Here is a 17,222-nt window from a genome sequence, read left to right as displayed (position 1 = left end):
TAATCGCGTGTTACGCAGCAACGAAAAAGGCCCTGAGACTTTCGTCTGAGGGCCTTTAATCTTCGGTCGCTAAACCAGAAATTCTGGTGGGTGGTACAGGGATTGAACCTGTGACCCCTGCCGTGTGAATCGGACGAGGTGCCTTGAAGCAGTATTCATTTTTCCTCATCTCAGTTGATTTTTCAAGGTTTTTTCCCTTTTCAGCTTTCTCGAGTTGTCTACAGATTTCGATCGCAATCCGCCATTTCCCCGCCTCGAGTGCTGGTCAGGGGGAAGGGCGGGAGCATGACCATGAGGGGTTTGCTCAGCGCCATCTGCTCGGATAGATGCATCTCGAGACCAGGGGTATTTAAGGCCTTGCCCAGAAGTCTGTACTCGGCATCGGTTACCTCGCCCAAAAAGTACGCTAGCGACGAAACCATTGCCCGAAAGCGAGTGTCCTCGTGGATCAGACAATCACGGCTGACTCGCAGCTCCCATTGCGCGACAGCCAACTGCATCTCCTCTGCATCAAGGGGTTTCGCAGGCGCTCCGCCTTGTTGACCGCCTCTGCTGATCGGCATTTTGCCCTTACCCATCCGGCTCAAGCCCGCTTCGTATAATTCGAGCGAGTTTCTCTGAGCGGTGACTGCTTTCGCCAGCCCTGAAAGATCGCAACGACCGTCACCCGTAACACCCAACGCAAACTTGTCCGCAATGGAGAGTCGTAGCAGCCCATGCTGGGTCGCCTTGGTTAGGATTTCGGAAAACGCGGAATCGGACAGACCTTGGCCACGTACCTCGCGGCAAATTCGGCTCCAGCGGCTCCCGTTACTCGGCATTGCAGAGCCTCGCAGCTTTTGCCCAGTACATGGCTGAGCGCTCTCATATACCCATGACCGAAGGCCTATTCCGAAAATTCGTTCAAGTTGATGAGGCGTTAGTCCGGAATCCTTGCTGATGCGCCTGCAAAGCGCGCCGGCCAGAGATGACATCTCGGGTAGTGCAGCACTGTGGCGTCCCACATAACCTCCGCGAATCCGCATATGGAATGCCATACATGCTACGGGGACGATGTGGGCTCAAGCAACAACAGGTAGAGAAAAATGGAGAAAGACGTTGAACACTCTTTGCGAGATTTTCGCGTCCGTTTCGGCCATATGGGACCCTCTGCTTTAATAACAGCGTGCGAGTTCGCTGAGCTGCTTAGTATCAGTCCCAACGCCTTGTATCAATTGAAATCTAAAGGCCGACTCCCGTCTCCAAGCATTCAGCGTCGAGGCTTCCTTAGATGGTCCGCCGGCGACGTGCAGGCATGGTTGGCCGCGGTGCGAGCAGGTCACACTGAGCTAAACGCAGACGATGTACACCTTCGGACCGCAGGGCGGCGACCTTCAGGCCGTCCTCGGCTGCCGACGGACGTGCGTCGATGAATCAGGTGTCCCGTTCAGCATTAGACCGGCTTTTGGAGTGTACGGCAGATGCACAAGTTCGCATCGCCGCTCGACAGGCGGCCGATCGATCGGCCGGCCGCGAGCATGCAATCCTGCCGGAAATGCAGGAATTTTTGCGCGCCATGCCGAACCATCTCGCTAGGTCATCGCTGTGCGCGCCCATCGCTCGGGGGAGACGAACATTCCACCGTGAAACTCCGCTAGTCACACGCGCTGACGTGGTGATGACATATACCGGAGAGCAATTGGATGAGGCAGATGCCGATTTGCTCTTGCAGTTAATCTACCAAGCTCGCTTGTTCCCGCTTGGTGCTGCTGTTACGGTGAATCGAGCCGCGCTGTTGCGCGCCATGGGGCGCAATACTGGAAAGAGTGACTACGCTTGGCTCCATCGGCGGATAAAGGCAATGACCGTGGCGACTCTGTTTATCGAAGCAAGGAAGCCAGATGGGACGATTAAATACAGAGTGGGTGATACCGAAGGCTTTCACATCGTTCAGCGCTTCGCTTACGACGACAAATCACAGATTTATAAATTTATCCTGGACAGTCAGTGGGCGACTCTGTTTAGCAACCACGAGTTCGCCCTGATTGATTGGGGAAAGCGGCTGCAAATGAGGCGTGGGCATGAAATCGCAAAGGCGCTGCAGCGTCTTGTAGCGACGTCGTCCGATTCCGTACAGCGATACGCGCTGGAGTGGTTAAAGGACAAGATGCAATACACCGGCCGAATGCGGGACTTCAAAACAGCACTCGCGCGAGCGACTGCCGAGCTCACCCGAGTTGAGATTGCCTTTGGAGAAATCGAGACAAGCACCAAGGGCAGAGAGCAGCTGGTGCTGCGGATTATGCCGAGAGGTAAGCTTAGCTCGGTAGCATCGCGGCATCGGGATAGCATCGCGCTCGTCTCGGGATAGCATCGCGTCCGCTCGGGACAGCATCGCGCCGCGTCGGGATAGCATCGCCTCCTTCCTTTGGAGCAGGGCGCCGCTATTGATCGACCGGGTGGCATTAAGTCGTTTACCTTCTTTTACCTCTTCTCTACCTTGATTGCCTGTGGACAACTCTTAACTTGAGGTGCGCTGCGCCCCGTGTGTTGCCGATTGCTCGAAATGCGCGCTTGCAGCGCGAAGACAAAAATGGCTGCCCATCCCCCCGCCCTTCCCGTGAACGGGAAGGGAGCGAGTCGCCCTCTGTCGTCAATGGGGAGGGGTAAAGAATCAACCCCTCCCCATTGACTTGAGCGTGGGTCACTCCGACGGCGTCAAGGGGCCGTGTCCTCGCCGCTACGCGGCTGCGGGCCGCACCAACCCCTTGACTCCGTCTCCGTTTAGAGCCGGGTCCTTTAATACTCCAATGTGTGCCTGCATGGCTGGACAATCCGGGGGTGCGAAGTTTGGTTACTGCGATTTCACTTGGATATTTTTGTGTCCGATCGCCCGCCATGCGCTCTGACATCGTTCAACGATCGCCAATTCGTCGGCCTCAAGCCCCGCGCGATGGTAGTAATCCTGCCGTCGCTCTGTCACCGCTAGCACGCGATCGAGAATATCCACCGCCGCGCGCGGACGCAGCCCAATACGACCAGCACCGTCGAGCGCGTTCTGGAACGTGCTCTCCCGGCCGGCCGGCCCAAGGTGCAGCATATGTCGAGCGTTGCCTTCCTGCGTGACCACGTCGAACAGGGGCGACAGCCTGAAGTTGCCAGCGTTGCTTGACTCGTCGCGCAGAAACCCTGTGTTCTTCAGGTGGTCGTCTGTGTTGTGCACCGCGACATTGAGCAGCATGCGAGCGTATAGCTCTTGCAAGTCGCGCACAGGGTTGGACGAAACCCGGCGAACAATCTCGGCTAGACGTGCATACGAAAAGATAGACTGGCCGAAAGGCTTGTCCATTTCCCGCTTGTCGAAGTCAGGCGGTGGGCTGGTGAGCGCTGCGGCACTCACATAGTGCCGCCGGCGGATGTTCTCGTCGACTATCGTATGGTCGAAGCGTTTCACAAGCAGAACGGCATCGCGCCCGATTTCCACGAGTCGCGTCTTTGGTACGGTGATGCCGATATCGCGGGCCATCTCCAGATTCGCCCACTCGACCCGTTGCTTGTCGAACGAATCGTTTTGCCGCGGGAATTTGGCTACCCACAGGTCATTCCAGGCGTCGCGAAGGATCGCTTTGGGCCGCGCACCTCCAATGGCACATGAACTCGCAAGCATGCTGTGCCATGCGGCCTCGAGCGGATCTCCGGAGTCGATCGCGGCGAGCGCTTTCGCAATTGTTGGGATGTCAGTAAGGCTAGGGATGTCGCCCGCTGCCGGCAACTCGGTGGCGGCGCCGAGTTCATCGTTTGCTTGTATCGGTTTATAGAACAAGTTTCCCGCGCCTAGGCCGCGTGCGTGCACGAACACGTCGCGTTCGGACACCGTCACACTGTCGCCGCTCGCCCGGATTACCCTACGACCCCACGCATCCGGAGCCGCGTCGAAGAGCGCGCCGAGCAGGTGAAAGCGGCTTGTTGTACGGAAGCCATGGTCGCGTAGAGGCATGTTCAGCGGATCCAGAGGCAAAGCACCTGCGCTCTCGAGGTAATGAGGCGCGTAGCTGAAGTTGGCGAGGACTGCTGCCGACACTTCGCCAGGGCTGTTTTCGAGGTCGAGTGTGCCAACCCAGACGGGGCCTCCGTCCAAATCGCTGTAGACAAGGAGTGATCGGTCTGGGGGTAGCTTAGTTGTCATTCGAGCCGCGCATATCGCGCTGAGAACCTGGATGTGGGCGAGGGCATCCGGGTGTCGTCAGAAGTAACCTTCGTCGAGCTGGCCAAGCGCCTGCTCGACCTGCCGAGCCCCTTGTTCGGTGCTTGCGACCTCAATCGGTGAACGTCCGCCGAAGCGGATTTGTTTGGCCCGTAGCCAGCGCATTGCCTTTTGCTGATTGCTAAATGTGGCGTTGGCCAGTGCGATGATCCGCGCGATAGAATTTATGTCAGTTCCCTCGCCGGTCGCATCGACGTTACACACTGCGTCGGTGGTGGTTGAGTGTGGCATTAGTGGTTCGCCTGAAATTTCGGCGTACATCGCATCTGACGCGACATCGACACCGTTCGGCCACGCTACAACACCTTCCTTGATCGACGCGAGCTGAAAGTACGCTTCATCTGCCAGTGGCTGAAACAGACCGCTGAAGTCGTCTCTCGACATGTCCACCACACCGCGCAGTCCGTCCGCAAACTCGACTTCTAGGCGATGGCCGGGCAACACCCGAAGCTTTACCACCCGCCATGCAATCACATTTGCCTCGCTGTCTGATTCATCATTGCCGCCTCCAGCGCCTCCAGCGCCTCCAGCGCCTCCAGCGCCTCCAGCGCCTCCATGGCCGCGTCGAGCCTGCGGCGCTCCGATCCTGAAAAAACGATGCGTGCGAGCCACACCACAGCCCCAATTGCAGTTACTAGGCCAATCAGTTTGCGTTTGATCAATGTCGCGCTAAACTGGATCGGTGGGGTCTTCATATCGCAGCACTGTACCGCGCAATCGTTCGGTAGCCTGATTCATGTCCTCCACCGATACGGAACGTTCTGGTTTGCGCACAATGCCCTCTAGTGCCTTGACCGATCCTGACGCAGATCAATCATCGCCGGGAGTTATCCGAAGCCAAGTGCCGAGCGTTTCCTTGACGCACTGTTGGCATAGATCAACACTGATATTGCAGCCGTCGCCGAATATCGAACCGAAACCGCCCCGATACGCGATCGACAGTTTTTCATGCCAGTTGAAATCGTCGTCTGGCGTCATGCGCCGTTCGCAGCGGTCGCAGGTGCAGACAGCAACCTCCTGCACGGTCTTCTCCTGATATTCAAGCATAGCGTGGCCTTTAGCCTTCCATTCTCAATCGATGATCAGCGGGAGAGGTGCGCAGCAGTTCGAGCAGTCCGGCCGCGGTCATATGCGATCGAGTATCGTGAGCGCGCGACTCGCCGGATAGTTATCTTCAATGTACAGTGGTCGAGTGTCCACGTTGACTCCGACGCGTTAGATGCATTCAGTGTAGCGGGCAACCGCAATCTGCGCGAGAGCCTACATGTACGCGCCGCTCTGCATTCTTGCTAGCGTTTCGGACACGAGCCTGACGCCTTCGGCGGTATCGAGCAGTTCGCCCGGGGGGCGTCCGCCGAGCGCGGGCACGGGGCTGCCCAACCAGTGGATAAGCCACGCCTGAGCGTCGAAGTCCGCGGAACTTCCTGACTGATTAACCATCGCACTGAACCTGTGCCGTCAGCCGAGCGACGGCCGCAGCAGGCTGCTCGCTTTTCGGCCGTAGCGTGATCTGCATGGCCCGCCGGATGCGCTTGCGAACCTTCATGGTCATTCCCCCTTGAGTGCGCAGGCGATTGGCGGCCCGGAATGTCGCATGCGAAAGTGAGCGATCCTGCGAGAAGATGCAGGCAAACGCAACTGGTGAGACCCTAGCTCTTCTAGTGTCACTATCGAAAGCGGCGCAATCGGCTCGTAGCCGCTGAGTAGGGCAACACGTTGAAACGGTCCTGATTAAACTACATGCATTGCGAGGGCGACAAAATGTCCGATAGTCGGTTGAAACGAGACCCCGATTAGCCAGCCGGCGCATGCGGCCGCGACGCGAGGGTGGGGAATTCCGGTGGTGTTTTCGATAGTCAGCCGGCGAAGGGCGAGAAACCAGACCGTGGCCGAGAGGACGGCCGCAAGGGCATGCCAATCGTGCGAATACGCGATCACACAGTTCAAGCCGAGCAGAGCCGCGACAGCGCGCATCGACAGGCGCGCGACACGCTTTGCCGCAACGCGGGCGCCAGCGCTCAGCAAGACGCTGTTGCGATAGCGCGTCGGTAGAAGCGTTGACGCGACACACAGGAGAGCCACCACGGCGTAGTTAACGATCGTTGTAATGCCGAGGATGAGCTTTAGCGCGCGGGTAAGCAAAATTGTGACGACTGTCGAGTGCGGTACTAGCAACACCGCAAGACCTAGGGCGACGCCCGCCAGGAACAAGATGCCGAGCAGGAGTTCGGACTTGTGAGTCACGACGAAACGGGGAAGAAACATCCGACTCTCCGCGGACGAAAAATGCAAATAGAGTAGCCGATCCGTAACGATTTGCGCGATCTCGGTTCTCTAGCTAGAGTCCCGCGATCACGGGACTCGTCATTGAAGCGTCTACTTTGCAGGCTTCCGGTTGTAGACCACCATACCTGTAGGGTGCATGTTGAACTCGAGATCGCAGCGCAGGAATTCCGCCTCGCTTATGCCTCCGAAAATGTGATCTGACAGCCATGCTGCCATTGCGGCCTGCATGGCAGTTTTTTCAATTTCCTGCTTCTCGCCGGCTTGCACGGCCTTGATGAACTCCTCCCCAAAGAATGCCACACCCCCCTGGGTGAACGTTTTGCCCTTTTCCCTCATAGTCGCTTCCCGCGGTCGCGCGATCTGGATCAATGCCGACGCATTGATTGAGGTTTGAAAGTAGATCGTTTCTTTTTGGTTCTCGTCAAAAACGCGCATCATTACTAGCATATTATTCATTCACTATTTATAGGGTGTGGTGAGTTCGGAGCATGGGCCTCGGTTGGGCTTTGCTGCCGCTTTCATGCCAAAGCAATGTAGCCGATACCGTCGCGCTATGTCCAGAAGTCACGCCGTCCTTGCGACCAGCGTCACCGCGTATTTAAGCGCGGCGGCATGCAATAAAGCGTCGTGGCTGGGTTCAACTTGTGTCGGCGCGTACCACGCAGCGTGGAGCGACCTAGCGACGATGCCACTTTATGCGAAGGGGGGCGTCCTTAGCGTAGTTGTCCCGTAACCGCTCACCTTTCGGGCGGCAGAAAAAGTGTTCAGATCTGAGCATTTTCCCCGGGGAAACGTTTCCGGCGTTACCCTACCACCGGGTTTATGGTCTGATGCACTCGGCCAAGTTTCTCCGGGGAAACCTAAAAGAATGCGTAGCAGTTCGCGCGAGCGTCGTGTAGCGCGTGATGCTCACCGCCGTACTTGCGGAAGTACTCGGCAAGTCTTCCAGCATCGAGCCTCCCCTCGATATTTTCCGCTTTCCAGCCGCGTGGCAGGGGGGCGCCGAGCAGATGGTTGACCAACGCCAAGTCGCCGTCGAAGTCGTAGCACAGGACGGGTCTCGGTTTCATCGGTACGCTGGTCAACCACCGGCTCAATTCACCCCTAAGCTCACTGAAAGGGATAGAGCGGCCAGGAAACTGACCGAGTTACGGTAATACGGTGTCGCGCACAAAGTTGTTGCACAACGGGCGCTCGAAGTCCGAAACCTCGCCATAGAACTCGTGCCCGTCCTCACCGACGATTGCCACGCTGATGATCTGGCATGCCTCAAAATCAGTGAATTCGGTGTCGATGAAGTAGCGGGTTTTTCGTCGTCCTCGAGACGGCCGGTAGCCACCAGTCACGGGATGGGGTTGGGATCTTGCTGCATTTCTACCGGTTGCGTGGGCGAAATCCGGCGAGCTCAAGCAGCCGGCGACCCAACAGGAAAACAGGCTCCAGCGCCGTCATAAAAAAGAGATCCACGCCAGACAGGATTAGCTTTTGGCCTTGTTGCACGAACCATGTTTTAACGAGCTCGGTTTTCCAGAAAGAGCGAAACGCAGCGATCGTTTTTGGCACAAACCAGAGGGGCCATGCGAACGCTATCAACGGCATAAGCAGCTGCAGCTGGCCGAGCATTTGCAGGTGGTTGCCGACCACACCCTGATACAAAAATAGCCACGCTAGCCAGTGCGCTGGCAGGACCAACCAACGCCAAGAATTATTCGCCGAGCTTGCCACGTCTCACCCCTTGCAAAACGGTTTCAAAGCTGTTGATAACAGTGGGCGTCTCACGCCTACGCGTGACGACCGCATCTATCCGGCGGTTTGCGATGCGGCGCCGGCCGATGCCTGGTGATCGGTTGCAGCGGACTTTGTCGGCGCGCGAGTCTTCTTTGGTTTGGTTTTAGCCGCCGCCAGATAACTTTTGAGCGAGCTCGATGAGATTGTGAAGCCTCCCGAACTGAGCTCGCTGGCAACCTGTTCCAGTGTGTAACCCTTGTCCTGCGCTTCACGAATCGCACGCGCCATCAGTTGTACCGCCTCCCGCCGCGAAACGTCACGATTATGGTTGGCAGGGAGAGCCACCAGCTTCTGTGCTAACTGTTCGATCTGATCGATTTTGTACTGTTGCATTTGAATTATCCATTTGGAATCCTCACGAAAACATATTGCCAGAACACAACGCAAAAAGCGATAATTTCCGTAGTGATTTCAATACGAAGGTAAGTGCCAAAGAGAGTACAAGATGGGGTTTGTCACACACATGGGCTCCGCCCACGTGTGCAACAAACCACGATGGCACGTTCGGCGCTTCGCTTCTCACATGCCATCTCAATCTTGCCAGGGGCACCCTGGACCCGATTTGTTTGGTTATTTGACTTTTGGAGTATTGACCATGCCGTTCGAGATTCGAGGCGAGAAGCGACTTGATGCGATAGTCAATGTCAGGCTGACCGTAGAGGAGAAAGAGGTCCTTCGCGAAGACGCGGATATCGCGGGACTGAGTGTGTCGGAGTTGGTCCGACGTCGATACTTTGGGCGACCTATCAGTGCGAGTGTCGACCGGGCCATGATCAAGGAACTTCGACGGGTCGCCGGACTGGCAGCGCGCGTGCACAACGAAAGCGGGGGCGCGTATTCTGGCGTGACTGCTTCTGTGCTGCTTGACGTGAAGCGCGCCATTGAACGCATCGCAAGAGAAAGTGATGAACATAAAAAAAATCAAAAATCCTGATCGACGCGCGAGCAAGGCGAAGCGGATAACAGAGTTGATCCGATACTGTCTCAACCCCGACGATGGCGAAGGAGCGGAGAAGTGCGTTTATAGCGGTGCACTCGGATTCCTAACGGATGGACGGGCGGCCTGGACGGCGGAGATGATCGCGCTATCGGAAGAAGCGGTGCGCAGCAAGGACACCGTGTCCCACTTTGTGATGAGCTGGCCAGAGAGTGAAACCCCATCAAAGAAGCAGATCGACGAAGCAATGGCGATTTTTCTGAGGGCAATGGGATTCGCAGGCCATCAAGCGATCTACGCGGCGCACACGGACACCGACAATTTTCATGTACATGTCGTGGTCAATCGTGTACATCCAGAGACGCACAAGATGGTTGCTGTGAATAAAGGTTTTGACCTCGAAGCCATCCACATGGCGATCGCTCGCATTGACTCAGTTCAAGGGTGGAAACGTTCGCCGAACGCCCGGTACTATGTAGATGATAGCGGGACCGTGGAACGGGTCGGGGGCCGAAGATCCGCGATCAGGCGAGAGCCTGGGTACAAGAAGCAGGATCAAGAAAATCGGACTGGTGAGAAGTCCGTCGAAAGAATGGCTATCGAACGGGCCGCACCTATTATTTTGGCCGCGAAGAGCTGGCAGGAACTGCACGAGCGGTTGGCTGCTGAAGGGTTCAGGTACGAAAGAAAGGGCTCCGGTGCGGTGGTCTTCCTCGGCGATATCCCTGTGAAGGCATCCAATGTTCATCGCTCGGCAACGTTGAGCAAAATGGAGAAACGCCTCGGCGCATTTGAATCCGCGGGCGAGCGGATCGAGGTTCGACCGCGTGTCGCCGAGCCCCTAATGCCTGGTTTCGAGATGTGGGCGGAGTACAACACCTCGAGAAAGCAGCAGGCTTCAGCCCGTAAATCCTCGCTATTCGAACTACGCCGTCGGCATGCGCGTGAGAAAGAAGCGCTTGCCTTGCGCCAGAGGCGTTATCGGGAGGTGCTTTTACGGCCGCCAGGTAGAAACTGGCGAGGACACGGCGTCGCGTTGAACGCCTTGCGGAGTGTCCTGAAAGACGAACAGGATCTGGAACGGGCGGCGCTTGCTGCCTTCCACAAGGACGAGAGGGTGCGGCTGGCAGAGCGATTCCCACCGGCACCCAGTTTCGAGGAATTCCTTAGAGCGCGAGGTCGCGAAGATCTGGCGGAACGCTGGCGGCATCGCAACGGATATGAAATTGATGATACAGAAGCGCCGCCGGCGGACACTGGCCGTTCTAACCCTGGCACCAACCATTTGGGTGGATCACATACGCCCGCGAAGCAAGCCTCTAAGTACACCTTTAAGGTCGTGCCGCAGCGGACGTTGACTGGGTCAACAATGTTCCGGATTCCGGTCACGGTCGTCAAGCGTATGCGACCTCACGATGGGTTGGATCGCGCGGGTCGTCACTTTGACCTATTCGACTTGACTGGAAACCTTGTCGCGCGCGTGTCGGGAGATCGCGACCAGGTCGTAGTAGATGCGACGGATGTCGTGCTTGCGGCCAAACTTGCATTGCACCATGCTGCCCACACTGGTTGGACGGAGTGCTGGATTGATGGCGACATCGATTTCCGACGCACGGTTGCCGCTATGGCTGATGCGCGGATGCCGCCCGTGGCCATCTTCGACCGGGCCGGATTGCCGCTGAACCAGACTGCGGTAGGTCGCGCGCTGAGCTTTGGCGACATGACGGAAGTGGGCGTTTTGCAGGCGGGTGGTGTCGATGATTGGGAGAACATAGAAGACCAAGAATACATCGGTGACGTGGATCGCCCGCGAGGCTAGGTCACCTCGCTGTATTCTCTTTCTGCTGCAAGAAATCGCGCGAAAGACACACTTTAGTGCCCCGTGTTGCGTGAGACATGCAGCCGTCTGTACTCTTGGCCTTATCCTCAATGCCTTTGGAGCGACATCATGACGAGCAGCCTGGTTGGCGACCATTGCGAAATGTTAGGCCGGGAAGGTGCGGCCCTTGCCCACGCAGTCTTTGACCGTATTGACCGACGACGTGCCGATCGCGAAGCAGTAGTCCAGGCCGACCGTGCACGTTTTCAGGAGGGTGCTCTAGGCTGGGAAGGCTGGGACGAAGCAGCGTTTCACAACGCTGTTCGGGATGCGCTTCTGTCGGAGCTGCGTCGGGTCGATCCGGGCAACCTGCTGCTTCGAGATGAGGCTCGGCAAGCCGTCGGGGAAAAGGGTGTCAAGGCATACGTCCACAATGGCCGTCGTGCGCTTGCTGACGCTAAGGTTGTTTCGAACGGCGCTCTGCGGATCCGTTAAGGGAGCAGAGTGCCGCGCCTCAACCGCTTTACGCCTTGTCTTTCGTGGATCCCAGTGAGCCGCCGTGGGGCTGGCTGGAAGGGCGTTGCGGCTTTTGAATCGCACCGGACACGCTGGTCTGCAGGTTGCGCCCGCCGGCGAGGAACATTCCGTGGATACGTCCTTCCATCTCGCGGCCTAGGTGTGCGCCGAGATTTCCGCCTAGCCAGCCGAGCACCTGGTCAGGGATCAGGTGGATAAGGTTAAAGCTGGTCTGCACGACAAGAATCATCAGGCCCGTCAGCACAACGAGGCCACCCACGATCGAGGCTAGGCCGACAATCGAATTGCCTGACGCGTTTGCAAACGCGGATCCAAACGTCGCATAGAGCAATGTGCCGCCGATAATCGTCATCGCGGATGCAACGAAGAAGCTCAGCACCATAAGGGGGGCACGAAAGGTAACATTCATAAGGAACAGGTAGCCGTGTTGCGTGCGCTGTCCCATTCCCTCGCCTTCACCTTCCCCGTGCACAAGAGACCAAAGCGGCGCCGATATGATCGCCTCGACGACCACAGCCAGCCAGGTCAGGACGGCTGAGAACCAAGTGATGAAAGGGATTAGCGGCACGTATATGGATAAAACCAGTCCAATCGAGAAGATGATGCCGGCGAACGTGATGACGATCCGGACGGCTGCTTGTATGACCTCGCGCAACACCGCCGTTTGTCCATCCGTAACAGTGTCTGCAACGATCTTGGCGGCTTTTCCAATGAGGTTGTAACCGCTGTCGTCCGTCTCGGCGGCGGCTAGTGCTGATACCCCCCACAAAGTTTCGCCAGCGACCATCAGTGTGTCGCCGAGATTCTTTGCAGCGATTACCGGATTCACAAGCTGGCTGCCGCCTGTGTTCTGGAATGTCAACCATTGCATCCCGTGAAGCAGGCATTGGCCAATCGACAAGTTGCCAGTCGTGTTATCGCAAAGTAGCGTCTGCATATAGCTAATGGCTTTGGACGGAGAGAATCCGTTCTCTCCGCCTGAGCCATCTCGCCCCGCTGTGTAGACGAGGCGTTTGGCTTTAGTCGCCTCATCATCTACCTCTTCCCAAGCCGAGTCGTCAGAATGCGGCTTTGAAAAGACAAAGTTGACCTTTGATGCATCCGCCACTGCGCCATTAACTTCAGCAAATGTCTGGTACCACGTCCCTAAGCCCACCCATCCCATCTGCTGCATGTTGTATAGCGCCGACAGAGTAATTGACGATAGGCCGCTGACAGCCGCTGCCTGTTGCAGGGCTTGCGTGACGGTAGCATCGTATTGGGTCTTTGCGGCCTGGATCTGGGCATATGGAAACGGAACAATCTGGTTACCACTGCCTGCGTTTTTGGACGTCAGATAGCTTTGATACCAGCTGGTCGCGAGTCCCTGCATGGTCGATGAGAGAGCGAACATAGCCGACTGGTGTGCCTGCTGGACATTATTTTGAATGGCCGTGACTATGGCCGAGTAATCGACCGAGTCGACCTTAAACCCGAACAAACTGGAGTTGGATCCGACGACCGCAGCGCTATTGGCCAGAGAAACGCCAGCGCTGCCGCATTCGTCTGGTTGTGCGGCAGTGCCCAGCTGCACGCCGATATTTTGCACGCTCATGCCCGACCCAGAAGGAGACGAAGGCGCTGCACCGTTAGCTGTTCCCAAGGCGGTAACTTGCATCATGGAATCCGGCTGATTGAGCGGCTGGGCAGCCAACGTTTCGGCACATAGCCACATGTAAAACATCTGTTCCGCGATGGACGACTGCAGTAACGTTGACGCTGGTAGTCCGGACGGAGCCGGCACCATTGCAGTAAACGTGGCTGTACTCAAGACGGCGACGCCAGCCAACGTATTTGCTGCGCCGACAGAGATCAGCGTGAAGAACATATAGATGGCCTGGCCCAATGAAAAGCCTCCAAACACGGGAACCAACGTAGCCGCGCCCCATACAAGTCGAATTGGGTACCAAACGGTTGAGTACCGCTTTCCGAGGAACTTCCCTTCGTGGGCGGTAGATACAACGCCACTCGTGATCGTGTAGACCGTCCATAGCGACGCGATCAGGAAGACAAACATGTTCAGATACAGGAACAGATTGCCCAACAGGCTGGTGGGCGGCGAACCAAACCCTGAGAATGGATTGTCGCTGAACGAACCAAAGATGTACCGCAGCAGATTCTTGGACTCGTCGGTCGCGCCTGTGGCGGCCAATAGCGAGCTGGCGTTGCCCAAACTCATCGACTGCGCCGACGCGGGTCCGGCCAGCGATATCAGTGGCGCACAAGCCAAAAACCATCCGCCCGTTCGTTTCAGGTTCATCTGGACCACCCTCGTACTGGTTGTGATCCGAACAGCATTTCAGACTCTAAATAGCTCACGCAACAACTTCCGCGGAAACATTTTTTCAACAGCGCTCTTTCACGAAAATTATCAATTTAGTCAGTAATTGCAACAAAAAGACCACCGGGGCAGTTGCGTGAACTCATTGCAAACCTGAAAAATATCTCGAGGCTCAATGATCGCTGAAGAGTCGCGTTAGCGGCCGCGAAGGGTGCGCCAACACCCAGCGCGGCCTGACCAAAACCCACCTACGTCGAGGTGAATCATGGCTGGATCCAATTTTATCCCTGTCGCGCAACAAATAATTCAGTGGTATCAAACCGTGAAGTTTGAAGGGCGTGAGCCGATCCGGCTCCCGTTCAAATCTCAGCTGGGACATCGTGATCAGCGCGAGATGCAACTGTGGGACGCGGTGCGAGCATTGCGTGGCGCCATTTCCGCGATGGAGCAGGCCGTCGGTACAGACGACGGCTTGAGCGCAGGACTCCAGACGCTTGATGCGCACGTGGGCCGCTACGTTACGGCCGCTCATGCCGCGCATGCGTGGATTGCAAAGATCATGGTCGACTCGAGGCGGATGGCACAAGACCAGAGTGGGGATAGCCTCCGCGGTACTCCAGACAGCTGCGCCTGAGACATTGCTACGGTCGATACGGCGAGTGAAATTTATTTTGGGACCTACTGCGAATTTATTGCGTGAGCTATGGGCAGCCAGGCAGGCTGATCGGGTAGTTCCACGACAACCAATTCAAAGGGTCCCAGAATGAACAAGAAGCGAAGTGAAAGTGTCTTGGCCGTGCTTGCCGCTGGCTTTTCGATCTCTCTTGCCGCATGTGGTGGCGGAGGCAGTTCGCCTGCGTCTGCGTCGGTAACGGCGAGCGCACCGGCGTCGGCTTCCTCGCCGTCCGTTCCGAGTACGCCGCCCAGCGCGTCGCTGACTACGTCGGCTACAAACCCATTTGTGGCGGGCACTGGCCCGAGCGCGATCTTCGCAGCCGTCAACAGTTATCGGTCTGCGCTCGGTGTCGGTCAGCTAACGGATGATCCCATTCTGGACAGCGCTGCTTTGGCGCATGCCACGTACCTCGAGGTAAATTTTGCGAACGGCAATCTGACTGCGTTTTCCCACGACGAGATCTCGACCTTGCCCGATTTCTATGCCGAAACACCGCTCGCCCGTGCGGACAAGGCAGGGGCTCCGGCCACAGAATTCGTGGGTGAGGAGGTTACAGCGTCACCGCTGACTAACGCTACGGCTGCTGGGAATGACTGTGTCACCGGGTTGCTGAATTCCGTATATCACCTGAGCGGCCTCGTTGCGACAGAGACCACCCTCGGTATCGGGTTCACACCCATCACATCGAACATCAGTTCTATGTGCGTCCTGGACGTGGGGGTAACCAACGCCTCGGGCACACCGCAGGCCAACGATATCCCGATCACCGCCGGACAGCAGATGGCGGCAACGGCCGTGGCGCACGTTCCGCTCGCAAACGAGTCGGGAGTAGCACTCGCAATGGCCGCCGAATCGCCGAACCCTGTTCCCAATATCACGTCGCCCGGCCGGCCGCTCATGGTCCGTGTGCGCGCTGACCAGGCCGGCGCCGAACTCACTGTGTCGAGTTTCACGCTGACGTCCAACAGCGGTGCCGCTGTCGCCGGCGAGATCCTGATTCCCACGGGCGCGCAAGCCGGTTCAACTAGCGCGGCGGTCGTCGATGCAAATGGGCTTCTGCCTCCCGGAACGGTGTTCTTGGTTCCGCAGGCACCGCTTGCTCCGAGTACGACATACACAGCGACGTTCGCAGGCGAACGCGATGGCTCTCCGGTGAACGTTACGTGGTCGTTTTCCACTGGTTCCAACTGACGATCGCGCCGCGGTAAAACCGGAGGGGAAAGATGACTCTCATCGAAATGCTTATAGTACTCGCGCTTGCCATGGCTGGTGAGACCGTCTGGGCGATTCAGCAGGTCGAGATTGGGCGGTCGCAGATTTTCGCGGCCCAAGGGCAATTGATGGAAACGCTGAACACGGGGGTCCAGCGGTATCTGAACAGGCAGGCGACTGCCCTCACTCAATCAACTCCGGTTGTTTCAGGTATAGCGGACCCGCTCAATCCCACCGTAGACGAACTGATCGCAGGCAAGTACATCCAGTTGCCACGTGTGAATCCTCCCTACTGGGGCGGTCAGTACCTCGTAACCATAACGAAGTCGCCGGCAGGGTGTGTCGCACCGAACTGCGCCTTGCAGGGTCAGCTATACACCTCACTTCCCGTGGCAACAGTGGGTAAGGCTGACGTGGTCGGCGCCGCGCAGATAGCGGCCGGCTCAAGCGGTGCGATCGGATTTTCCGCCATCGCAAACTCAGGAACGATCACCTCGTATAGCGCTGGCTGGTCCGAGCCTAACCCACTGGGTAACACACCGGCCGCGCTGCTTGGTTTGAGCAACGTCTCATCGAATGATTCTGTGTACTACCGTCTGGACGGCCTCTATCCGATCACGGCGCCGTTCGCTGGCGGTGGTCAGGACATCGACAACGTCAACAACGTCAACGCTGCGGGAACCGTGAATGCGGCCGCTGTCGTTACAACCGGCAACGTCACGGTCGGCGGAAACGTCAACGTCACCGGAAGCGTGAACGCGGCCTCTGCAACGCTCGCAAATGCCAATGCACTGACGATTGGGGGCAACGCGGCGTATTACGGCGATGGAAACGGTGCGGCTATCCGCTCCGCTTCCGGCAACGTCTACATCCAGACGTTGAACGGGTCAGGTCCAGCCAATATCGCGGAGGTCCAAAACGTTACCGCGAGCGGCACGCTACAGGCCGGCGCTATTGCGACTCCAGGCACGGTCTGCTCTCCAAACGGCATCGCGGCTACCAATGCTGACGGCTCTGGGCAATGGCTGTCATGTCTGTTCGGGGAGTGGGTGCCGATGGGCGGTCATCAGATACGCATGGCCTACTACTCAGTTGCCGATGGGTCTGTGGTCCCCGCGCCGGTCTGTCCTGCGGGAGGCATCGCGCTGATGGAAGTTGACCCGCAGACCTTGTCCGTCGACGACACAGCGAAGGTCAATTTGGGGCCGAACATCGGCACTGGTCCGTGGACGGTTCGCATCACGGACGGGAGCGGGACGTCGATACCAGGGACGGCCGTCGCGTCAACGTATTGCGCATATTGAAGAAGGGGGAACAATGACTTTCCATCGCCTGATATTTAAACTGGCTGTTTTCACGTGCCTGTTGTTCGTCGGTGGTACTGCGTTCGCGACGCCTGTTAGG

At 57.5% G+C, this 17,222-nt stretch carries 20 protein-coding genes; 7 read left to right on the top strand and 13 right to left on the bottom strand.

Annotated elements, in window-relative coordinates; translation table 11 throughout:
* Window positions 1-218: 218 nt before the first annotated feature.
* Window positions 219-821, bottom strand: coding sequence for a hypothetical protein (locus tag BUS12_RS25990; protein ID WP_074300290.1), 603 nt, complete (start codon window positions 819-821; stop codon window positions 219-221).
* Between the two features lie 587 nt (window positions 822-1,408).
* On the opposite strand from BUS12_RS25990, the gene BUS12_RS25985 reads away from it, so the two are divergent.
* Window positions 1,409-2,350, top strand: coding sequence for a replication initiation protein (locus BUS12_RS25985; protein WP_216352737.1), 942 nt, complete (start codon window positions 1,409-1,411; stop codon window positions 2,348-2,350).
* Window positions 2,351-2,833: 483 nt separating this feature from the next.
* Here the strand turns inward: BUS12_RS25985 and BUS12_RS25980 are convergent, their stop codons facing one another.
* The 11 genes from BUS12_RS25980 to BUS12_RS25935 form a co-directional block, all read right to left on the bottom strand.
* On the bottom strand, window positions 2,834-3,976 hold the full coding sequence (locus BUS12_RS25980; RefSeq protein WP_253190218.1) for a type II toxin-antitoxin system HipA family toxin: 1,143 nt from the start codon (window positions 3,974-3,976) through the stop codon (window positions 2,834-2,836).
* A 246-nt stretch (window positions 3,977-4,222) separates the two neighbouring features.
* Window positions 4,223-4,717 (bottom strand): antitoxin Xre/MbcA/ParS toxin-binding domain-containing protein, encoded by a 495-nt coding sequence (locus tag BUS12_RS39145; RefSeq protein WP_074300287.1) that lies wholly within the window; start codon window positions 4,715-4,717, stop codon window positions 4,223-4,225.
* The gene (locus BUS12_RS25970; RefSeq protein WP_074300286.1) at window positions 4,714-4,938 is read right to left on the bottom strand and encodes a hypothetical protein; all 225 of its coding nucleotides are present in this window, start codon (window positions 4,936-4,938) and stop codon (window positions 4,714-4,716) included. The genes BUS12_RS39145 and BUS12_RS25970 overlap by 4 nt, the downstream gene beginning before the upstream one ends.
* 115 nt (window positions 4,939-5,053) lie before the next feature.
* Window positions 5,054-5,290, bottom strand: coding sequence for a hypothetical protein (locus tag BUS12_RS25965; protein WP_074300285.1), 237 nt, complete (start codon window positions 5,288-5,290; stop codon window positions 5,054-5,056).
* 213 nt (window positions 5,291-5,503) lie between these two features.
* The gene (locus tag BUS12_RS39480) at window positions 5,504-5,683 is read right to left on the bottom strand and encodes an MbcA/ParS/Xre antitoxin family protein (protein ID WP_253190217.1); all 180 of its coding nucleotides are present in this window, start codon (window positions 5,681-5,683) and stop codon (window positions 5,504-5,506) included.
* A 291-nt stretch (window positions 5,684-5,974) separates the two neighbouring features.
* On the bottom strand, window positions 5,975-6,508 hold the full coding sequence (locus BUS12_RS25955; RefSeq protein ID WP_074300284.1) for a hypothetical protein: 534 nt from the start codon (window positions 6,506-6,508) through the stop codon (window positions 5,975-5,977).
* 111 nt (window positions 6,509-6,619) lie between these two features.
* On the bottom strand, window positions 6,620-6,985 hold the full coding sequence (locus BUS12_RS25950; RefSeq protein ID WP_143788465.1) for a hypothetical protein: 366 nt from the start codon (window positions 6,983-6,985) through the stop codon (window positions 6,620-6,622).
* A 404-nt stretch (window positions 6,986-7,389) separates the two neighbouring features.
* Complete coding sequence (locus tag BUS12_RS39475) at window positions 7,390-7,599, bottom strand: hypothetical protein (protein WP_253190216.1); 210 nt, start codon at window positions 7,597-7,599, stop codon at window positions 7,390-7,392.
* A gap of 78 nt (window positions 7,600-7,677) precedes the next feature.
* Window positions 7,678-7,875, bottom strand: a complete 198-nt coding sequence (locus BUS12_RS39470) for a 3'-5' exonuclease family protein (protein ID WP_253190215.1) — start codon at window positions 7,873-7,875, stop codon at window positions 7,678-7,680.
* Between the two features lie 28 nt (window positions 7,876-7,903).
* Window positions 7,904-8,254, bottom strand: coding sequence for a hypothetical protein (locus BUS12_RS25940; protein WP_143788464.1), 351 nt, complete (start codon window positions 8,252-8,254; stop codon window positions 7,904-7,906).
* Between the two features lie 75 nt (window positions 8,255-8,329).
* On the bottom strand, window positions 8,330-8,650 hold the full coding sequence (locus BUS12_RS25935) for a hypothetical protein (RefSeq protein WP_074300281.1): 321 nt from the start codon (window positions 8,648-8,650) through the stop codon (window positions 8,330-8,332).
* 262 nt (window positions 8,651-8,912) lie between these two features.
* Between BUS12_RS25935 and BUS12_RS25930 the strand changes: the two genes are divergently transcribed.
* The 3 genes from BUS12_RS25930 to BUS12_RS25920 all read left to right on the top strand — a co-directional run bounded on the left by BUS12_RS25930 (window position 8,913) and on the right by BUS12_RS25920 (window position 11,568).
* Window positions 8,913-9,251 carry a plasmid mobilization protein gene (locus tag BUS12_RS25930; protein WP_074300280.1) on the top strand — a complete coding sequence of 113 codons (339 nt, stop codon included), beginning with the start codon at window positions 8,913-8,915 and terminating at the stop codon, window positions 9,249-9,251.
* Window positions 9,199-11,073, top strand: a complete 1,875-nt coding sequence (gene traI / locus BUS12_RS25925; RefSeq protein WP_171991718.1) for a TraI/MobA(P) family conjugative relaxase — start codon at window positions 9,199-9,201, stop codon at window positions 11,071-11,073. Before BUS12_RS25930 ends, traI begins: the two co-directional genes overlap by 53 nt.
* A 129-nt stretch (window positions 11,074-11,202) precedes the next feature.
* Window positions 11,203-11,568 (top strand): hypothetical protein, encoded by a 366-nt coding sequence (locus tag BUS12_RS25920; RefSeq protein ID WP_074300278.1) that lies wholly within the window; start codon window positions 11,203-11,205, stop codon window positions 11,566-11,568.
* Between the two features lie 28 nt (window positions 11,569-11,596).
* Here the strand turns inward: BUS12_RS25920 and BUS12_RS25915 are convergent, their stop codons facing one another.
* Window positions 11,597-13,909 (bottom strand): DotA/TraY family protein, encoded by a 2,313-nt coding sequence (locus BUS12_RS25915; protein ID WP_074300277.1) that lies wholly within the window; start codon window positions 13,907-13,909, stop codon window positions 11,597-11,599.
* A 286-nt stretch (window positions 13,910-14,195) separates the two neighbouring features.
* Here BUS12_RS25915 and BUS12_RS25910 point away from each other — a divergent pair, with 286 nt between their 5' ends.
* The 3 genes from BUS12_RS25910 (at window position 14,196) to BUS12_RS25900 (ending at window position 17,122) form a co-directional block, all read left to right on the top strand.
* On the top strand, window positions 14,196-14,564 hold the full coding sequence (locus BUS12_RS25910) for a hypothetical protein (RefSeq protein ID WP_074300276.1): 369 nt from the start codon (window positions 14,196-14,198) through the stop codon (window positions 14,562-14,564).
* A gap of 129 nt (window positions 14,565-14,693) precedes the next feature.
* Window positions 14,694-15,797: a CAP domain-containing protein gene (locus BUS12_RS25905; protein ID WP_074300275.1), complete on the top strand. Its 1,104-nt coding sequence runs from the start codon at window positions 14,694-14,696 to the stop codon at window positions 15,795-15,797.
* Window positions 15,798-15,829: 32 nt separating this feature from the next.
* Window positions 15,830-17,122, top strand: a complete 1,293-nt coding sequence (locus BUS12_RS25900) for a hypothetical protein (RefSeq protein WP_074300274.1) — start codon at window positions 15,830-15,832, stop codon at window positions 17,120-17,122.
* Window positions 17,123-17,222 lie beyond the last annotated feature (100 nt).

Origin of the sequence: Paraburkholderia phenazinium, assembly GCF_900142845.1 — a bacterium.
Lineage (GTDB): Bacteria > Pseudomonadota > Gammaproteobacteria > Burkholderiales > Burkholderiaceae > Paraburkholderia > Paraburkholderia phenazinium_A.
The sequence above is the reverse complement of the archived record's forward strand: the minus strand, read 5'-3'. Positions and strand labels throughout refer to the sequence as shown.